The organism is Streptomyces sp. NBC_00154 (assembly GCF_026342835.1).
In the GTDB taxonomy this organism is placed as follows: Bacteria; Actinomycetota; Actinomycetes; order Streptomycetales; family Streptomycetaceae; genus Streptomyces.
Map to the genome: position 1 here is coordinate 4,539,771 of NZ_JAPEMI010000001.1, position 15,078 is coordinate 4,554,848.

Annotated in this window: 12 protein-coding genes and 2 tRNA genes; 11 read left to right on the forward strand and 3 right to left on the reverse strand. The window is 71.1% G+C overall.

Going from position 1 to position 15,078, the window contains the following annotated elements; translation table 11 throughout:
- Positions 1–84 precede the first annotated feature (84 nt).
- The 5 genes from OHA03_RS20320 (at position 85) to OHA03_RS20340 (ending at position 1,599) form a co-directional block, all read left to right on the forward strand.
- A tRNA-Ala gene (locus OHA03_RS20320) sits at positions 85–157 on the forward strand.
- 463 nt (positions 158–620) lie between these two features.
- Positions 621–794: a hypothetical protein gene (locus OHA03_RS20325; protein ID WP_267005231.1), complete on the forward strand. Its 174-nt coding sequence runs from the start codon at positions 621–623 to the stop codon at positions 792–794.
- A complete protein-coding gene (locus OHA03_RS20330) occupies positions 791–1,162 on the forward strand; it encodes a hypothetical protein (RefSeq protein WP_267005232.1) in 372 nt (123 codons plus the stop codon). The genes OHA03_RS20325 and OHA03_RS20330 overlap by 4 nt, the downstream gene beginning before the upstream one ends.
- Before the next feature lie 3 nt (positions 1,163–1,165).
- On the forward strand, positions 1,166–1,399 hold the full coding sequence (locus tag OHA03_RS20335) for a hypothetical protein (RefSeq protein WP_030921150.1): 234 nt from the start codon (positions 1,166–1,168) through the stop codon (positions 1,397–1,399).
- A gap of 127 nt (positions 1,400–1,526) precedes the next feature.
- Positions 1,527–1,599 (forward strand) — tRNA-Ala (locus OHA03_RS20340).
- A 75-nt stretch (positions 1,600–1,674) separates the two neighbouring features.
- On the opposite strand, the gene OHA03_RS20345 is transcribed toward OHA03_RS20340, so the two are convergent.
- Complete coding sequence (locus tag OHA03_RS20345) at positions 1,675–3,252, reverse strand: NADH-quinone oxidoreductase subunit NuoF family protein (RefSeq protein ID WP_267005233.1); 1,578 nt, start codon at positions 3,250–3,252, stop codon at positions 1,675–1,677.
- Positions 3,249–4,613, reverse strand: coding sequence for a hypothetical protein (locus OHA03_RS20350; RefSeq protein ID WP_267005234.1), 1,365 nt, complete (start codon positions 4,611–4,613; stop codon positions 3,249–3,251). Before OHA03_RS20350 ends, OHA03_RS20345 begins: the two co-directional genes overlap by 4 nt.
- Positions 4,614–5,074: 461 nt before the next feature.
- On the opposite strand from OHA03_RS20350, the gene leuS reads away from it, so the two are divergent.
- From leuS to OHA03_RS20375, 5 genes are all read left to right on the forward strand, one after another.
- On the forward strand, positions 5,075–7,948 hold the full coding sequence (gene leuS / locus OHA03_RS20355) for a leucine--tRNA ligase (RefSeq protein WP_267005235.1): 2,874 nt from the start codon (positions 5,075–5,077) through the stop codon (positions 7,946–7,948).
- Positions 7,949–8,100: 152 nt separating this feature from the next.
- Positions 8,101–8,829 carry a hypothetical protein gene (locus tag OHA03_RS20360; protein WP_267005236.1) on the forward strand — a complete coding sequence of 243 codons (729 nt, stop codon included), beginning with the start codon at positions 8,101–8,103 and terminating at the stop codon, positions 8,827–8,829.
- Between the two features lie 138 nt (positions 8,830–8,967).
- Positions 8,968–9,813 carry a DegV family protein gene (locus OHA03_RS20365; RefSeq protein ID WP_267005237.1) on the forward strand — a complete coding sequence of 282 codons (846 nt, stop codon included), beginning with the start codon at positions 8,968–8,970 and terminating at the stop codon, positions 9,811–9,813.
- A gap of 102 nt (positions 9,814–9,915) precedes the next feature.
- The gene (locus OHA03_RS20370) at positions 9,916–11,031 is read left to right on the forward strand and encodes a ComEA family DNA-binding protein (protein WP_267005238.1); all 1,116 of its coding nucleotides are present in this window, start codon (positions 9,916–9,918) and stop codon (positions 11,029–11,031) included.
- On the forward strand, positions 11,028–13,619 hold the full coding sequence (locus OHA03_RS20375) for a ComEC/Rec2 family competence protein (protein WP_267005239.1): 2,592 nt from the start codon (positions 11,028–11,030) through the stop codon (positions 13,617–13,619). Before OHA03_RS20370 ends, OHA03_RS20375 begins: the two co-directional genes overlap by 4 nt.
- Before the next feature lie 26 nt (positions 13,620–13,645).
- Here the strand turns inward: OHA03_RS20375 and OHA03_RS20380 are convergent, their stop codons facing one another.
- Entirely contained in the window at positions 13,646–14,101 is a 456-nt protein-coding gene (locus OHA03_RS20380) for a pyridoxamine 5'-phosphate oxidase family protein (protein ID WP_267005240.1), read from the reverse strand.
- Positions 14,102–14,202: 101 nt separating this feature from the next.
- On the opposite strand from OHA03_RS20380, the gene OHA03_RS20385 reads away from it, so the two are divergent.
- Positions 14,203–15,030: an arylamine N-acetyltransferase gene (locus OHA03_RS20385; protein ID WP_267005241.1), complete on the forward strand. Its 828-nt coding sequence runs from the start codon at positions 14,203–14,205 to the stop codon at positions 15,028–15,030.
- Positions 15,031–15,078 lie beyond the last annotated feature (48 nt).

A 15,078-nucleotide genomic window follows, 5' to 3' on the forward strand; every position in this document is an offset into this window, starting at 1 on the left:
GGCCGGATTTCACTTTCTGGCTGGTCACAGGCTAAAGTTCTTCTTGTTCGCAGCGCGGAAACGCAGGGAAACACAGCGAACAGCGGGGCTATAGCTCAGTTGGTAGAGCGCCTGCATGGCATGCAGGAGGTCAGGAGTTCAATTCTCCTTAGCTCCACAATCAGGATCCCGTCCCCGTCAGGGGGCGGGATCCTTGCGTTCCGGGCTCGCTCCTCACGGCGTAGGCGCAGCGCCGCCAGCCCCCACTCTCCTCGTCCGCCGGGGTGTACGCCACGATCCGGCACTCCGGCAGCCCGCAGGTCCTGGGGCCGGTGCACGACGGGACAGTCTTTCTCGGCCACCGTGAACAAAGTCCACGCCACATTGCGGATCCCTGTCGCCGTGATCGCGACCTTCATCGTCAATGTCGCCGCCCCGGCGATCCGTACCGAACTCGGCGCGTCCGGCAACGGGTTGCAGCCCGTCGCTCGCGGTCTTCAGCGCTGCCTCGTTCGCCTGCGTACTGGCTTCGGGCGCCGGGCAGTTGATCGCCTTCCGGCTGGTTCAGGGCGTGGGTGCGGCGGTGGGGATCCCAAAAGATCCTGGTTCGGGGCGGGTTCGTCCTGGTGACTGTCGCTTCAGTGGCTGTCGGGCTCGTGATGCGTGATGGAGGGGAGGGCGAAATCGGGCTGTATGCCGCTTTGGTCGTCATGGGGGCCGGACTGGCGTTGGGCTTCGGTTCCACCCTGCCGGGCGCGCCCGCCGCCGTACGGCCGGAGGGCGCCGCCGATGCGAGCGTGTGCTGGTGGCCGTGACCCAGCTCGGCCGGTTGATCGGTGTCGCGACCTTCGGCACGCGCTTCCTCAACCACCTTGATACGCCAGGGGCGCACGGGTCCGCGGGCGCGCTGTGGGTAAGCGCCTTCGCGCTCCTGATGGCCGCGATCGCGGGTGCGTCGGCAGGTCTGTACGGCGTCGGCAGCCGGTCGATTCTCCGCAGGGCTGACCCCCTTGCGGGGCCATGGCAGAATCGGACCGCCGGAGGGGGAGACGGACCGAACGGGAGGGAGCGCGCGATGCCTGCGAGCCGCCACGAGGTCGCGGACCTGCCCTTTGTTCCCGAAGTTTCCCGAGTGTCCGAAGCCCCCGAGGTCTCCGAGTTCCCCGAAGGCGGCGTCGGCTGACTCATGGGTGCACACAGGCGGAAGTGCGACTGGTGCGGCAGCGGTACGCCCATCGTCAGGGACATGGACCCGATCAACCTCGAGTACCAGTACTGGTGCGAGGAGTGCGCGCGGGCGCTGATCATAAAAGGCGACCCGATCGAGACATATCGGGAACTGGAAGGGGAGCCGATCTACGGGCGGCTCCTGGAGGAGCACTGCACCCTGAAGCGCTTCTACTCCTTTGCCACCGCCTGAGCGCCCACGCCAGGCGACCCTCCCGAATCGGGTCATACCGACACCGCGGGGAATCGATTTGGTGGTGGGCCGGGGTGACCGTGTAATGTTCTCGATGTCGCCAGGGAGACCGGGCGGAAAACAGCACGGGGCTATAGCTCAGTTGGTAGAGCGCCTGCATGGCATGCAGGAGGTCAGGAGTTCAATTCTCCTTAGCTCCACAGTGAAGTAACAGGAAGCGGGTCATCCGAATCGGATGACCCGCTTCCTGTCTGTGCAGGGCTTGTTTGTGCAGGTCAACTACGGCCGCTGCCAAGAGCCTTGCGGCCGGCGGCCGGCGGCAGCGCGGGACGTTCCGCCGGTGCCTGCTCAATACGGAGTGCCAGCGCGGGGCACCGGCGCACAGCGCGCTGCGCACGCCCTCGCAGATGCACCGGAACCGCGGCGTCCGCGAGCGCGGGATAACCGTCTGGGCCCAGCCTGATCAGCTCCGGGACGATGTCCGCGCAGAGTCCGTGCCCCTTGCAGAGTGTCCAGTCCACCGCCAGCTTCTCGCCGCTCGGAATGGACTCCTCCAGGTCCTGGTAGCCGGGCGCGGGCAGGGGCAGGACCCCGACCGTCTCCCGGCCGCAGCCGCCGTCCAGGACGTGCGCGGCCAGATCGTCCGTGAACGCGGACAGGGTCGAGGCCAGGAAGCGGGCTGAGCCGTCCGGATGTTTGCAGGCGCCCCGGCCCTTCACCGCCTGCGTCACCTCGCGCAGCGCCTCCAGGGCTGCGGGACCGCCGCCGTTCAGCAGGTCGGACAGTCCACCGGCCGCGGCCGGCAGCCCCAGCTTGCAGGGGCCGCACTGGCCCGCGGTCTCGGCGGCCAGCCAGTTCGCGATCCGCAGCGACTCGCCCAGCGGGCAGGTTTCGGGCCCGATCGGCAGGATCGCGCCCGCGCCCAGCGCGCCGCCCGCCGCCGCCAGGGATGCCCGGGAGACGACGGCGTCGTGCGTGGCCATCGCATCGATCCAGTTGCCGTGGTAGCCGCCGGTCAGCACGCCCTGGGGCAGTGGCGGCGCGCCGGCGAGCTGGAGTACGTACCGCAGGGGCACACCGGTGGGCACCTCGATGACCATCGGGCGCGAGACGGCGCCGGAGAGGGTGAGCAGCACCGTGCCGGGCTCGTCGGGCAGTCCGGTGTGCCCGTAGCGTCGGGCGCCGATCCGGGCGGCGACGGCGAGCTGCGCGTATGTCTCGGCGTTCGACAGCAGTGTCGGGGCGCCGCCGACGCCCGACTCGGCCGCCCGCTCGCGACGGCCCGGCGGCAGCGCGGGGCCACCGCCCGCCGCCCTGATGACCGCGGAGGCCTCGCCGGAGACCATCCGCTCGGGGGTGCGCACCACCCGGGCGCGCAGCTGCTGTCCGCGACGGTCGGACAGGCCACGCTCGGCGAGAGCGTTGCGTATGGAGATCTCCGTGGAGTTACGGGTGACGGCGACGATCAGCGTGCGGGCGCCGAGCGCCTCCGCCGCCAGCAGGGCGCCGTCCAGGATCAGGTGCGGTGCGCGGTTCAGCAGGACGGTGTCCTTGCGACAGGCCGGCTCGCCCTCGCTGCCGTTGATCACGACGACGGGGCGTACCCCGCGCCGGATCGATGCCTTGGCGACGGCACGCAGCTTCTTCCCGAAGGGGAAGCCCGCACCGCCGCGGCCACGCAGCGAGATGGTTTCGGCCAGTTCGGCCAGGCGCTCTCCGGTCATCGGTTCGAGCGGTCCGTGCACCTTCAGATGCATGGCGAGGTCGAGCCGCTCCACCAGGTCGAAGCCGGTGGTCAGCTGAGGGAGGCCGACGACACGGACTTCGGGCACGTCGGGGAGGGGGAGGTTCACGGTCGGTCTCCTGCGGGTGCCTGCCAGGGTTCTCCGGCAGGGGGCGGATAGAGCGGCCCCGGTAGCGGTGCGGTCTCGTCGACGGCGGGCAGCGGGCCGGTCGGCACGTCGGTTCCGTACGGGTCGTACGGGTGCTCCTGGGCGGGTTCGTACGGGGGACGGAACGTCTGGGTCTGCGCCTGGACCGGTGGTGCCGGTGAGGGAGCGGGCCAGCGGCCGGCCGGTTGCTGAGGGCTCGGCCCGGGGACCGGGACCGCGTTCTCGGCGGCCCGTGAGACAGCACGGTAGGCGGCGGAGATTCCGGGGTCGGGGCCTGTACGGGTGGGGCCTGTGCCCCCGACGGGTCCGGTGTCGGGGCTCGTGGCCAGACGGTCGGCGTTGCGGGGCGGAGCCTCGTACGAAGTCTCGTACGGAGCCTCGTACAGCGGTGGGGCGGGTGCGGAGAGAGGCGTGCGCGGGCGGTCGAACGATGATGGCAGCGGGGTGCCTCGCAGCTCCCGCCCGGGCTCGTCGCGACCCAGTTCGTCCCGGCCGAGCCCGCCGTAGGCACGTTCCCGGCGCAGTTCCTCCCGGCCCAGTTCCTCCCGACCGAGCGGAAGTACGCGCTCCGCGCCGGGCAGAGGGGACTCGCGGAGCGCCGGATCCGGCTCGGAGAGGAGGGCGTCCGGCTTGATCAGAGCGGCGATCAGGTCGGTGATCCGGCGTTTCGTCGGCGGCGGCAGCAGCCGCAGGCACAGGGCGGCGGCCACCGCGACCAGACAGAGGCTGTACATCACGACGACCCAGGTCGCGGGTGGCCGGCCCGCGTACAGACCGTGGATCAGCGCCGCACACCAGGCCGGATAGGACAGTGCGTGCAGCGCGCGCCAGCGGCCCGCGATGCGGCCCGGGGTGGCGAAGGCACTGCGCAGCGCGCCGGTCGCGGCGGCGACGACCATCAGCAGGCCGGCCAGCGAGCCGAAACCGATCAGCCCGGCGGTGCCACGCACACCGAGGCCGAAAGGTATGACGGCGCCGAGCAGCGCCACATGTCCGAGCGTGACCTTCACGGTGACATGCAGGAGCAGGAAGCCGAGCGAGGCGGCGGCAGCGGCCCGGTGGATGCCCTGGCCGAGCAGGCGCTGCCGTGAGGACAGGAACAGCCGGTCGGTGGCGATCAGGCCCCAGGCCACCGCGGTGGTGAGCGAGACCAGTGACAGCACACCGGTGGTGAAATCGAGTGCGGCGCGCAAGTCGTCGCTCCCTGCGACGGCGAGCAGAGGGATGAGAACCAGCACGGCGACGGTGAGCCCGCCCTGTACCGAGCGGTTCGGTCCGGCGCTCAAGGTGGGGGATGAGCGGATCTTGCGATGAGGGTTCATTGGGGCGACTCCGAATTGTTCGGCAAAGCGGTCCCGTTGCGGCATGCTAAGTCGCTCCATACCGGCCAGTACGGGGTTTGAGCGGTTGCCCCGATAGAGGGCGGTACGCGGAGTAACCCCCGCTTCCCGGACGTTCCGTCGCTGCCTCACGGAAGCCCGGCAGAGCCTTCCGGACGATCCGCTGCCGCTTCCTGGGGCTCCTCCCGGGGCGTTCCTCGGGCCTTTCCGGGGGCTCCGTCGTCCGTCGTTGTCCACGGAGCGGCAGCGCCGGGCTGCGCTCCGGGCCTGTGCGGTACCCTGACGCCATGCGTGCCGTACGCCTTCTGCTTAGCGAGCCGCGCTGATCAGTCCCGACCGGTGTGAATGCCTGGTTGGAATCGGCGCGGCGTCCCCTCCTGTGCGAGGGGCTTTTTCGTTTCCGTAAGCGCTGGCAGATGACGATCGATGGAGCTTTGAGGATCATGAGCGAGACGAATTCCGCATCCGAGGTGGCTGCGCCGCACCGCTATACAGCGGCGATGGCTGCCGACATCGAGGCACGCTGGCAGGACTTCTGGGACGCCCACGGCACGTACGAGGCGCCGAACCCGACCGGCGATCTGGCGGACAATCCGGAACTGGCCGCCAAGCCGAAGAAGTTCATCATGGACATGTTCCCGTACCCCTCAGGTGCGGGCCTGCACGTCGGTCACCCGCTGGGCTACATCGCCACCGATGTCTTCGCCCGTCACCAGCGCATGACCGGGCACAACGTGCTGCACACCCTGGGCTTCGACGCCTTCGGCCTGCCGGCGGAGCAGTACGCCGTACAGACGGGTACGCACCCGCGCGCCTCCACCGAGGCCAACATGGAGAACATGAAGGCCCAGCTGCGCCGGCTGGGGCTGGGCCACGACAAGCGCCGCTCGTTCGCGACGATCGAGGCGGACTACTACAAGTGGACCCAGTGGATCTTCCTGCAGATCTTCAACTCCTGGTACGACACCGAGGCGGACCGGGCCCGGCCGATCGCCGACCTGGTCGCGCAGTTCGAGAACGGTGAGCGCCCGACCCCGGACGGCCGTGACTGGAGCGCGCTGAGCGCCGTCGAACGCGCCGACGTCCTGGGTCAGTACCGCCTGGCGTACGCGTCCGACGCGCCCGTCAACTGGTCGCCGGGGCTGGGCACCGTACTGGCCAACGAAGAGGTGACGGCCGACGGCCGTTCCGAGCGCGGCAACTTCCCCGTCTTCAAGGCCAAACTGCGCCAGTGGAACATGCGCATCACCGCCTACGCCGACCGGCTGCTGAACGACCTGGACGGGCTGGACTGGCCCGAGGCGATCAAGCTGCAGCAGCGCAACTGGATCGGGCGTTCCGAGGGCGCGCGTGTCGACTTCCCGGTCGACGGCGCGGGGGACATCACCGTCTTCACCACCCGCCAGGACACCCTGTTCGGCGCCACCTACATGGTGCTGGCGCCCGAGCACGACCTGGTGGAGCGGATCATTCCGGCCGCCTGGCCCGAGGGCACCCACCCGGTGTGGACCGGCGGTCACGCGTCCCCGGCCGAGGCAGTCACCGCCTACCGCAAGCAGGCCGCTGCCAAGTCCGACGTGGAGCGCCAGGCCGAGGCCAAGGACAAGACCGGTGTCTTCACCGGCGCGTACGCGACCAACCCGGTCAGCGGCGACAAGGTGCCCGTCTTCATCGCCGACTACGTCCTGATGGGCTACGGCACCGGCGCGATCATGGCCGTTCCAGCGCACGACGCGCGCGACTTCGCCTTCGCGCGCGCCTTCGAGCTGCCGATGCGCTGTGTCGTCGAGCCGTCGGACGACCGCGGCACGGACCCCTCCACCTGGGACGACGCATTCGCCTCGTACGAGGCGAAGCTGGTCAACTCCGCGAGCGACGAGATCTCGCTGGACGGCCTGGGTGTCGTCGAGGCCAAGGCGAAGATCACCGCATGGCTGCAGGCGAAGGGCCTGGGCGAGGGAACCGTCAACTTCCGGCTGCGTGACTGGCTGTTCAGCCGCCAGCGCTACTGGGGCGAGCCCTTCCCGATCGTGTACGACGAGGACGGCATCGCCCACTCGCTGCCCGAGTCGATGCTGCCGCTGGAGCTGCCGGAGGTCGACGACTACTCGCCGCGCACCTTCGATCCGGATGACGCCGACACGCAGCCCGAGACCCCGCTGTCACGGAACGCCGACTGGGTCAACGTCACGCTGGACCTGGGCGACGGCAACGGCCCGAAGAAGTACCGCCGCGAGACCAACACCATGCCCAACTGGGCAGGTTCCTGCTGGTACGAGCTGCGCTACCTGGATCCGAACAACGACCGGCAGCTGGTCGACCCGGCGATCGAGCAGTACTGGATGGGTCCGCGCGAGGGCCGGCCGACCGGTGGCGTCGACCTGTACGTGGGTGGCGCCGAGCACGCCGTACTGCACCTGCTGTACGCGCGGTTCTGGTCCAAGGTCCTGCACGACCTGGGGTACATCTCCTCGGCCGAGCCGTTCCACAAGCTGTACAACCAGGGCATGATCCAGGCGTTCGTCTACCGGGACAGCCGCGGCATCGCGGTTCCGGCGGCCGACGTCGAGGAGCGCGACGGCGCGTTCTACCACCAGGGCGAGAAGGTCAGCCGCGTCCTGGGCAAGATGGGCAAGTCCCTGAAGAACGCCGTCACGCCCGACGAGATCTGCGCCGAGTACGGGGCGGACACGCTGCGTCTGTACGAGATGGCGATGGGCCCCCTGGACGTGTCGCGGCCGTGGGACACCCGCGCCGTCGTCGGTCAGTACCGGCTGCTGCAGCGGCTGTGGCGCAACGTCGTCGACGAGGAGACCGGTGAGGTCACCGTCGTGGACACCGAGCCCGGCGAGGACACGCTGCGCGCGCTGCACAAGGCCATCGACGGCGTCGGCCAGGACATGGCCGGGATGCGCTTCAACACCGCCATCGCCAAGGTCACCGAGCTGAACAACCACCTGACCAAGGTGGGCGGCCCGCTGTCGCGGTCCGTCGCCGAGCGGCTGGTGCTGCTGGTCGCGCCGCTGGCGCCGCACATCGCCGAGGAGCTGTGGCGCAGGCTGGGCCACACCGATTCGGTCGTGCACCAGGACTTCCCGGTCGCCGACCCGGCGTACGTCGCGGACGAGACCGTGACCTGCGTGGTGCAGGTCAAGGGCAAGGTCAAGGCACGGCTGGAGATCTCCCCGTCGATCACGGACGAGGAGCTGGAGGCGCTGGCCCTGGCCGACCCGGCAGTGGTCGCGGCGCTGGACGGGGCCGGGATCCGCAAGGTGATCGTGCGTGCGCCGAAGCTGGTCAACATCGTCCCTGCGTGACGGTCTCCGGCTAGCCGCCGAACGGCACACGACGGTGTGAGGGCTTTCCCTTACGGGCAGGTTAGGGGTTCCGAAGGAACCCTCGGCCTGCCCGTTCCGTTTACGGTGGAGGGGCCGGTAGTCGGCAGCCGAATCGACATCCAAGGGGCGTCATGGAAGCCGTGATCCTGATCCTGGGGCTGCTCTTTGTCGCGTTCATGGCCCTGGGCGTCTATGTGAGCGTCAAGGTCATCGGCGCGGCGAAGCGTGGCGTGGACCGCACGATCACGCAGGCGCGCCGCACGGTCGAGGAGACCACGCTGCGGGCGAAGAGCTTCGGCCAGGTGGGAGTGGCCGGAGAGCTGGCACAGCTGCGGCTCTCGCTGCGGACGTCGATGCGAGCCACCCAGGAGGCGTTGCAGGCGGGCGTGGCCGAGGACGCCTCGCTGTCGGAGTCGCTGGGACTGTTCGAGCGACTGAGCGTGCACGGGCGGGAGCTCGATGACGAACTGAAGAGGCTGGAGCGCGAGCCCGACCGGGCGACGGTCGCGTCGCTGCTGCCGGGCCTGAAGCAGCGCACGGAGCGGATCACGCACTCGGCGGAGTCGCTGCGGTGGGCCGCGCGCGACCGGGCGCGGCAGTTCGCCGACGACGATCTGGCGGCGCTGAACACGCAGATCGATGTCGAGGCGGGGGCGCTGCGGCACTGGACGGTGGAGGAGCCTTCGGCTGGTGCTGGTGCTGGTGCTGGTGCTGGCGGCGGTGCTGGTGGGCGTGGGGGCGACCGGGCGCGGAGCGCGCAGACCGGCGAGGAGGGTCCGGAGGCGCTCACGGCTCGGGACCCCAGGGCGCAGGCCGGTTACCCCTGGCAGAAGGCCGTGCGGCCAGAGACGACCAATTGAGCAGGTGGGGCCGGCCGAAAGCCCGGGCTCGAACTGATGTGATCGGTCGTGGCAGGATGCGGCCCGAAGCGATCGGAAGTGATCACTCGGTCGGGGTCGGACTGCCGAGACAGCGCCCCGGCAGGTAACCTCCCGCTCATGTCCCGCCATGTCGCGATCGTCACCGATTCCACGGCCTACCTGCCGCCCCAGGCGATGGAGCGGCATGGCATCACCGCAGTGCCGCTCACCGTTGTCCTCGGCGATCAGGCGCTGGAGGAGGGCACCGAGATCTCGGCCCGCTCCCTCGCGCTGGCGCTCCAGAAGCGGCACCCCGTGACGACGTCCCGCCCCAGTCCCGAGGTCTTCGCCGCCACATACCGGGCTGCGGCCGAAGCCGGCGCCGCCGGCATCGTCTCGCTGCACCTCTCGGCCGAATTCTCGGGCACGTACGACGCCGCGCTGCTCGCCGCGAAGGATGCCCCGGTGCCGGTACGGGTGGTGGACACCGGCATGGTCGCCATGGCCCTGGGGTTCTGCGCCCTGGCTGCGGCCGAGGCGGTGGAGGCGGGCGGCAGCCTGGACGAGGCGGTCGTGGCCGCCGAGAAGCGGGCCGCGGGCACCTCCGCTTACTTCTACGTCGACACGCTGGACTATCTGCGCCGCGGGGGACGCATCGGCGCGGCCCAGGCGCTGCTGGGGTCGGCGCTCGCGGTGAAACCCCTGCTCCAGTTGGACGGTGGCCGGATCGAGCTGCTGGAGAAGGTGCGGACGGCGTCGAAGGCGATCGCGCGGCTGGAAGAGATCGTCGCCGAGCGGGCGGGCACCGGCCGGGTGGACATCGCCGTGCACCACCTGGCGGCGTCCGAGCGGGCCGAGCGGCTGGCCGAGAGGCTGCGGGAGCGTGTTCCGGGACTCGTCGATCTGCATGTCAGCGAGGTCGGCGCGGTGATCGGCGCGCACACCGGTCCCGGTCTGCTCGGAGCAGTGGTTTCGCCTCGCTGATCTCGCTCGTGAAGGTGAGGGAGTTATCCACAACCGGTCGGCTTTCCACCGGAATCAGGGCTGCTCAACGGGTTCCGGCGAATGTGCCTAGCGTCATGAGGCATGGCTCCCCGATCAGATCGTGCACATCGAGCACACCGTGCAAGTAGTGGAAGTGGACCCGGCCGCGCTGCGGCGTCGGACGTGCGCGCCCGGCGCGGGTCCGGTGCGGGCCAGGGCGTCGGCGCCGGACACGGTCCTGGGTCCGGCTCCGGACCTCGACCCGGACCCGCACCCGGGCGACGACGGTTGGCGCGTGGGCGTGCCGCCGGGGTCGCGGCGGCTTCGCGGCATCGCGCGGACGCACTCATGGCCGGTGCGTACGGGGGGCGCGTCTCCCGGCCGGTGGTGGGCCTTGCGCCGCCTCCGGTACCACAGCCGACTCCGGCAGAGGAGAACGCGCGGGCGGTGCCGACGGCTCCGATCGCGCCAGGGCGGTGGGAGCGGCTGGTTCCGGCGGTGCGGGAGCGGCTCCCGATGTGGTTGCAGCTCAGGTGCGGTCTGGAGCCGAGAACCCTCGCCGCGCTCGCCGTCGTCCTGGTCGCCGCCGCGGTCTTCGCCGCCGTCCACTTCTGGTCCGCACGCCCGCAGTCCGTCCGTGCCCCCGATCCGGTCAGCGAGGGCGCGCAGGCCCCGGCATCGGACCCACGCATGGAAGGGGGCGTGGAGCGGGCCCGCACCCCCGATCCATCACCCGGACCGCCGCCCACCGGAGGACCGGGTGGAGGGATCGTCGTCGATGTGAGCGGCAAGGTGAGCCGGCCGGGCATCTACCCCTTACCGTCCGGTGCGCGTGTCGCCGACGCGCTGCGGGCGGCGGGCGGAGTCCGGAGCGGCGTGGATCTCACCGGGCTCAACCGGGCGCGGGTGCTCATGGACGGGGAACAGGTCGTGGTGGGTGCGCCACCCGGGCCGCAGGCCTTCGGCGCCACAGGAGGAGCTGCCGTGGGAGGGGCTGCGACGGGCGCCGGTGGCGGCCCCGCGACCGGTCCGGTCAGCCTCAACAGCGCGACGGTGGAACAGCTGGACACCCTGCCCGGTGTCGGCCCCGTTCTCGCCCAGCACATCGTCGACTACCGCACGCAGCACGGCGGCTTCCGGTCCGTCGGTGAGCTCCGTGAGGTCAATGGGATCGGCGACCGCCGGTTCGCCGACCTCCAACCGCTGGTGCGGCCATGAGCCGCCCCGAGGACCTGCGACCGGCAGCCCGTCCGGACGTCCAACCGGGCACCCATCAGGACGTCCATACGGTGTCGGGCCGACGGCTGGGTGTCTCCGACCCGCAACAGGAGGGCCCGGTCGATCTGAGGCTCGTCCCGCCTGCCCTGGCGACCTGGGCAGCCGCGGCCCTCGCCGTGGGGGCGCCGGGGCGCTGGACGGCTGTGGGGACAGTGGTCTGTCTCGTCGCCGGCCTGGCGCTCCTGGGCGTGTCGCGGGCATCGGCGGCCCGGGCCACGTGCGCCCGGCCTGCCGGCGAGGGAGACGCCCGGGACGGCGGGGAGAGCGCCGTACGGAAGCGGCGCCGACTGCACGCCACCGCGGCCGCCGCCGCTCTGCTGTGCGCGGCTGCCGGGGCGACGGCTGCCGGGCTGCACAGCGCGTACCTGCGGCAGGAGCCGGTTCATGGCCTCGCGCAGCGCTTCGCGCAGGTCGAGGCGGAGGTGACCGTGACGTCCGACGCACGGCAGACCCGGACCCAGGTCCGCGGTGACCACAGCACCCCGGTCGCCCTGCTCCTGGACGCCGAGATCACCCGGCTGACGGCGCCCGACGGCGCCGTCACCCGGCTCCGGGTCCCGGTGCTGATGATCGTGTCCCCCGACCGCTCGGCGGCGCAGTGGCAGCGGCTGCTGCCGTCCACACGGCTGCGCCTGAGCGGCCGCCTCTCGCCGCCTCTGCACAGCGGGGAGCGCAACGCCGCCGTACTGCGGCCGGACGGCAACGGCCCGCCCCGCGTCACCGGGCCTCCCACCCTTGTCCAGCGCGCGGCGGGTGTTCTGCGCGCCGGGCTGCGCACGGCGACCGAGGGGCTGGAGCCCGATGCGCGTGCGCTGCTGCCGGGGCTGGTCGTCGGTGACACCTCGCGGGTCACCCCCGAACTCCACGATGTGTTCCAAGCAGCCGATCTCACGCACCTGATGGCGGTCTCCGGCGCCAATCTGGCGATTCTGCTCGTGCTGCTCATCGGGCCACCCGGCACCGCGCTTCGGGTCGAACGCCGCGGTCTGGCACCTCGGTTGGGTCTGTCGCTGCGGATCACCGCGCTGCTCGGCGGGGGACTCACTCTCGCCTTCGTCCTCGTCTGCCGGCCGGAGCCGAGTGTGCTGCGGGCCGCGGTCTGCGGGCTGATCACGCTGCTGGCCATCGGCACGGGGCGCCGCCGGTCGCTGATTCCGGCACTGGCGGCCGCCGTTCTGCTTCTCGTGCTGTACGACCCGTGGCTGGCCCGTAGTTATGGCTTCGTGCTCTCCGTCCTGGCCACCGGGGCACTGCTCACCGTTGCGCCGCTATGGAGTGCCGCCCTGCGGCGGCGCCGGGTGCCGCCCCGGCTCGCGGAGGCGCTGGGTGCCGCTGCCGCGGCGCAGGCGGTGTGTGCGCCGGTCGTCGTGGTGCTCGCCTCGCGGGTCAGCCTGGTGGCGATTCCGTGCAATCTGCTGGCCGAGTTCGCGGTGGCGCCCGCCACCGTCCTCGGGTTTGCCGTGCTCGCCCTGGCGCCGGTGGCCATACCGGTGGCCCAGCTCCTCGCCAAAATCGCGGGGTGGCCGGCCGGGTGGATCGCCTCCGTGGCCCGCACCGGAGCGGCCCTCCCAGGGGCGGAGGCCGACTGGCCCGACGGCTGGCAGGGAGCGCTGCTGCTTGCCGCCCTCACGGCGCTCGCGGTGCTGTCCGCCCGCCGCATCGCGCGCCACCCGTGGGTGTGTTCGGCCGCGGCACTGCTGCTGATCCTCGCTGTGCTGCGACCGGTGCCGCTGACCCGGGTGCTGACGGGATGGCCGCCACCGGACTGGGTGTTCACGATGTGCGACGTGGGCCAGGGGGACGCCATGGTGTTGGCGGCGGGGGCCGGCGACGGCGTGGTCATCGACACCGGGCCGGATCCACGGCTCGCCGACCGATGCCTGCACGACCTGGGCGTCACCCGGGTGCCACTGCTGCTGCTCACGCACTTCCACGCGGATCATGTCCGGGGCCTACCCGGCGTGTTGCGGGGCAGAGCGGTGGGCGCGATCCAGACGACGAGCCTGGACGAACCGCCGGACCAGGCCGCGTTCGTACGCAGAACGGCTGCCGCCGCACGGGTCCCTGTGATGCGGGCGGCGCCGGGGGAGCGGCGCCGCATCGGTCCGCTCGACTGGCGCGTCCTGTGGCCCGTCGGCGGTGTCACGGCAGTCCCCGAACCGGAGGAGCCCAACGACGCCAGTGTCACGCTGTTCGTCCGGACCGGCGGACTGACCCTGCTGCTCCTCGGAGATCTCGAACCACCGGCCCAGCAGGGGTTGTTGCGCCAGTACCCGGCGCTGCCGCGGGTGGACGTCCTCAAGGTCGCCCATCACGGTTCCGCCCACCAGGACCCCGCGTTGCTGCGCAGTGCTCACCCGCGACTCGCGCTGGTGAGCGTGGGCAGGGACAACCCGTACGGGCACCCGGCGGCCGGTACCGTCGAGGCGCTCAGGTCCGGGGGAGCGGTGGTGCTGCGCACGGACCTCGACGGCGCGATCGCGGTGACGGGTTCCGGGCCGGGGCTGCGGGCGGTCGGACGCTCATGACTCCTGCCCGGCCGATCGCAGCCGCCTCAGATCAGCCACGTGCCGTCGGCCATCAGCTCGCGCCCGGTCAGTTCGTTCTCCTCCCGCCAGGCCCTGACCGCGTACGGCGTGAAGCGGAGGTACACCCAGGGCGTGCGGCCACGCAGGTCCCAGTCGAGTTTCGTCGCGAAGGCGTCGCCCGATTCCGCGGAGAGTTCCGCGCCCTCCACGACCTCGGCGGTCGCGTCGATGAGCACCACATCGCGGGTGTGGCCCAGGCTGATCCTGGCCTGTCCGGTCGGAGTCACATTGTGCGCGGTCGGATTGGTGCGCCGAGTGGCCATCAGGAGCGTCCCCCGGTCCCACACGAACGACAGCGGCACCAGTGTCGGCACACCATCCGCCGAAGCCGTCGCCACCCAGGCGTCGTTGTCCTTCTCCAAGCGGTTGAGCACATCCTGCTTGCGCTGTTCCCGGCTGCGCGCCGGCTCCGCATTCGTCATGCTCCGTACGCTAGCGAGTGCGCGCGATCGGGCACCTCGGTCGGCGGTCCTAGGACCACCGGATCATGGCGGGGGGCGGCGCACCGGGACAGACTGTGGCCATGGACCCGCAATCGCCGCAGACCGTCGACGCCTATCTGGACCGCATCGGCGCCGTCCGTCCCGCGCACCCCGACGCGGCTGCCCTGCGCGATCTGCAGGTGCGGCACCTCACGACCGTGCCCTTCGAGAATCTGTCGATCCATCTCGGCGAAGACATCGTGCTGGAGGAGAAGGCGCTCCTCGACAAGGTGGTGGGCGCCCGGCGTGGCGGCTTCTGCTACGAACTGGGCGGCGCCTTCGCGGCCCTGCTGCGGGCCCTCGGCTTCGGCGTCACCCTGCTCCAGGGCCGCGTCTACGGGGACGGCGGACGACTCGGGATTCCGTACGACCATCTCGCGCTGCGCGTCGAGACCGACGACGGCACCGGACCCTGGCTCGCCGATGTCGGCTTCGGCGACCACGCCCACTTTCCGCTCGTGCTCGACGACCGTACGGACCAGGAGGACCCGCGGGGTACGTACCGGATCCGGGAGACGCCCGACGCCACGGACGGTGCCGGGGATCTCGATGTGCTGCGTGACGGTGTGCCCCAGTACCGCCTCGATCTGCGGCCGCGGACTCTCGCGGACTTCCGGGCCGGCGCCTGGTACCACCGCACCTCGCCCGATTCGAACTTCACCAAGTCCCTGGTCTGCTCCCGGCTCACCGGCGTGGGCAGGGTCACCCTCAGCGGGCGCACCCTCATCACGACGGTGGTTGGCGAGCGACATGAAGTTCCGCTGGCCACCGACGCCGAGGTGCTCGCCGCCTACCGTGAGCACTTCGGGCTGCGGCTCGACCGGCTGCCCACAGTTCGCACGGCGGGCATTCAAGGACCGAACGGTTGACGCACACAAGCGGAACGTTCAATTCGGACCTTCGGTAACACCTCTACC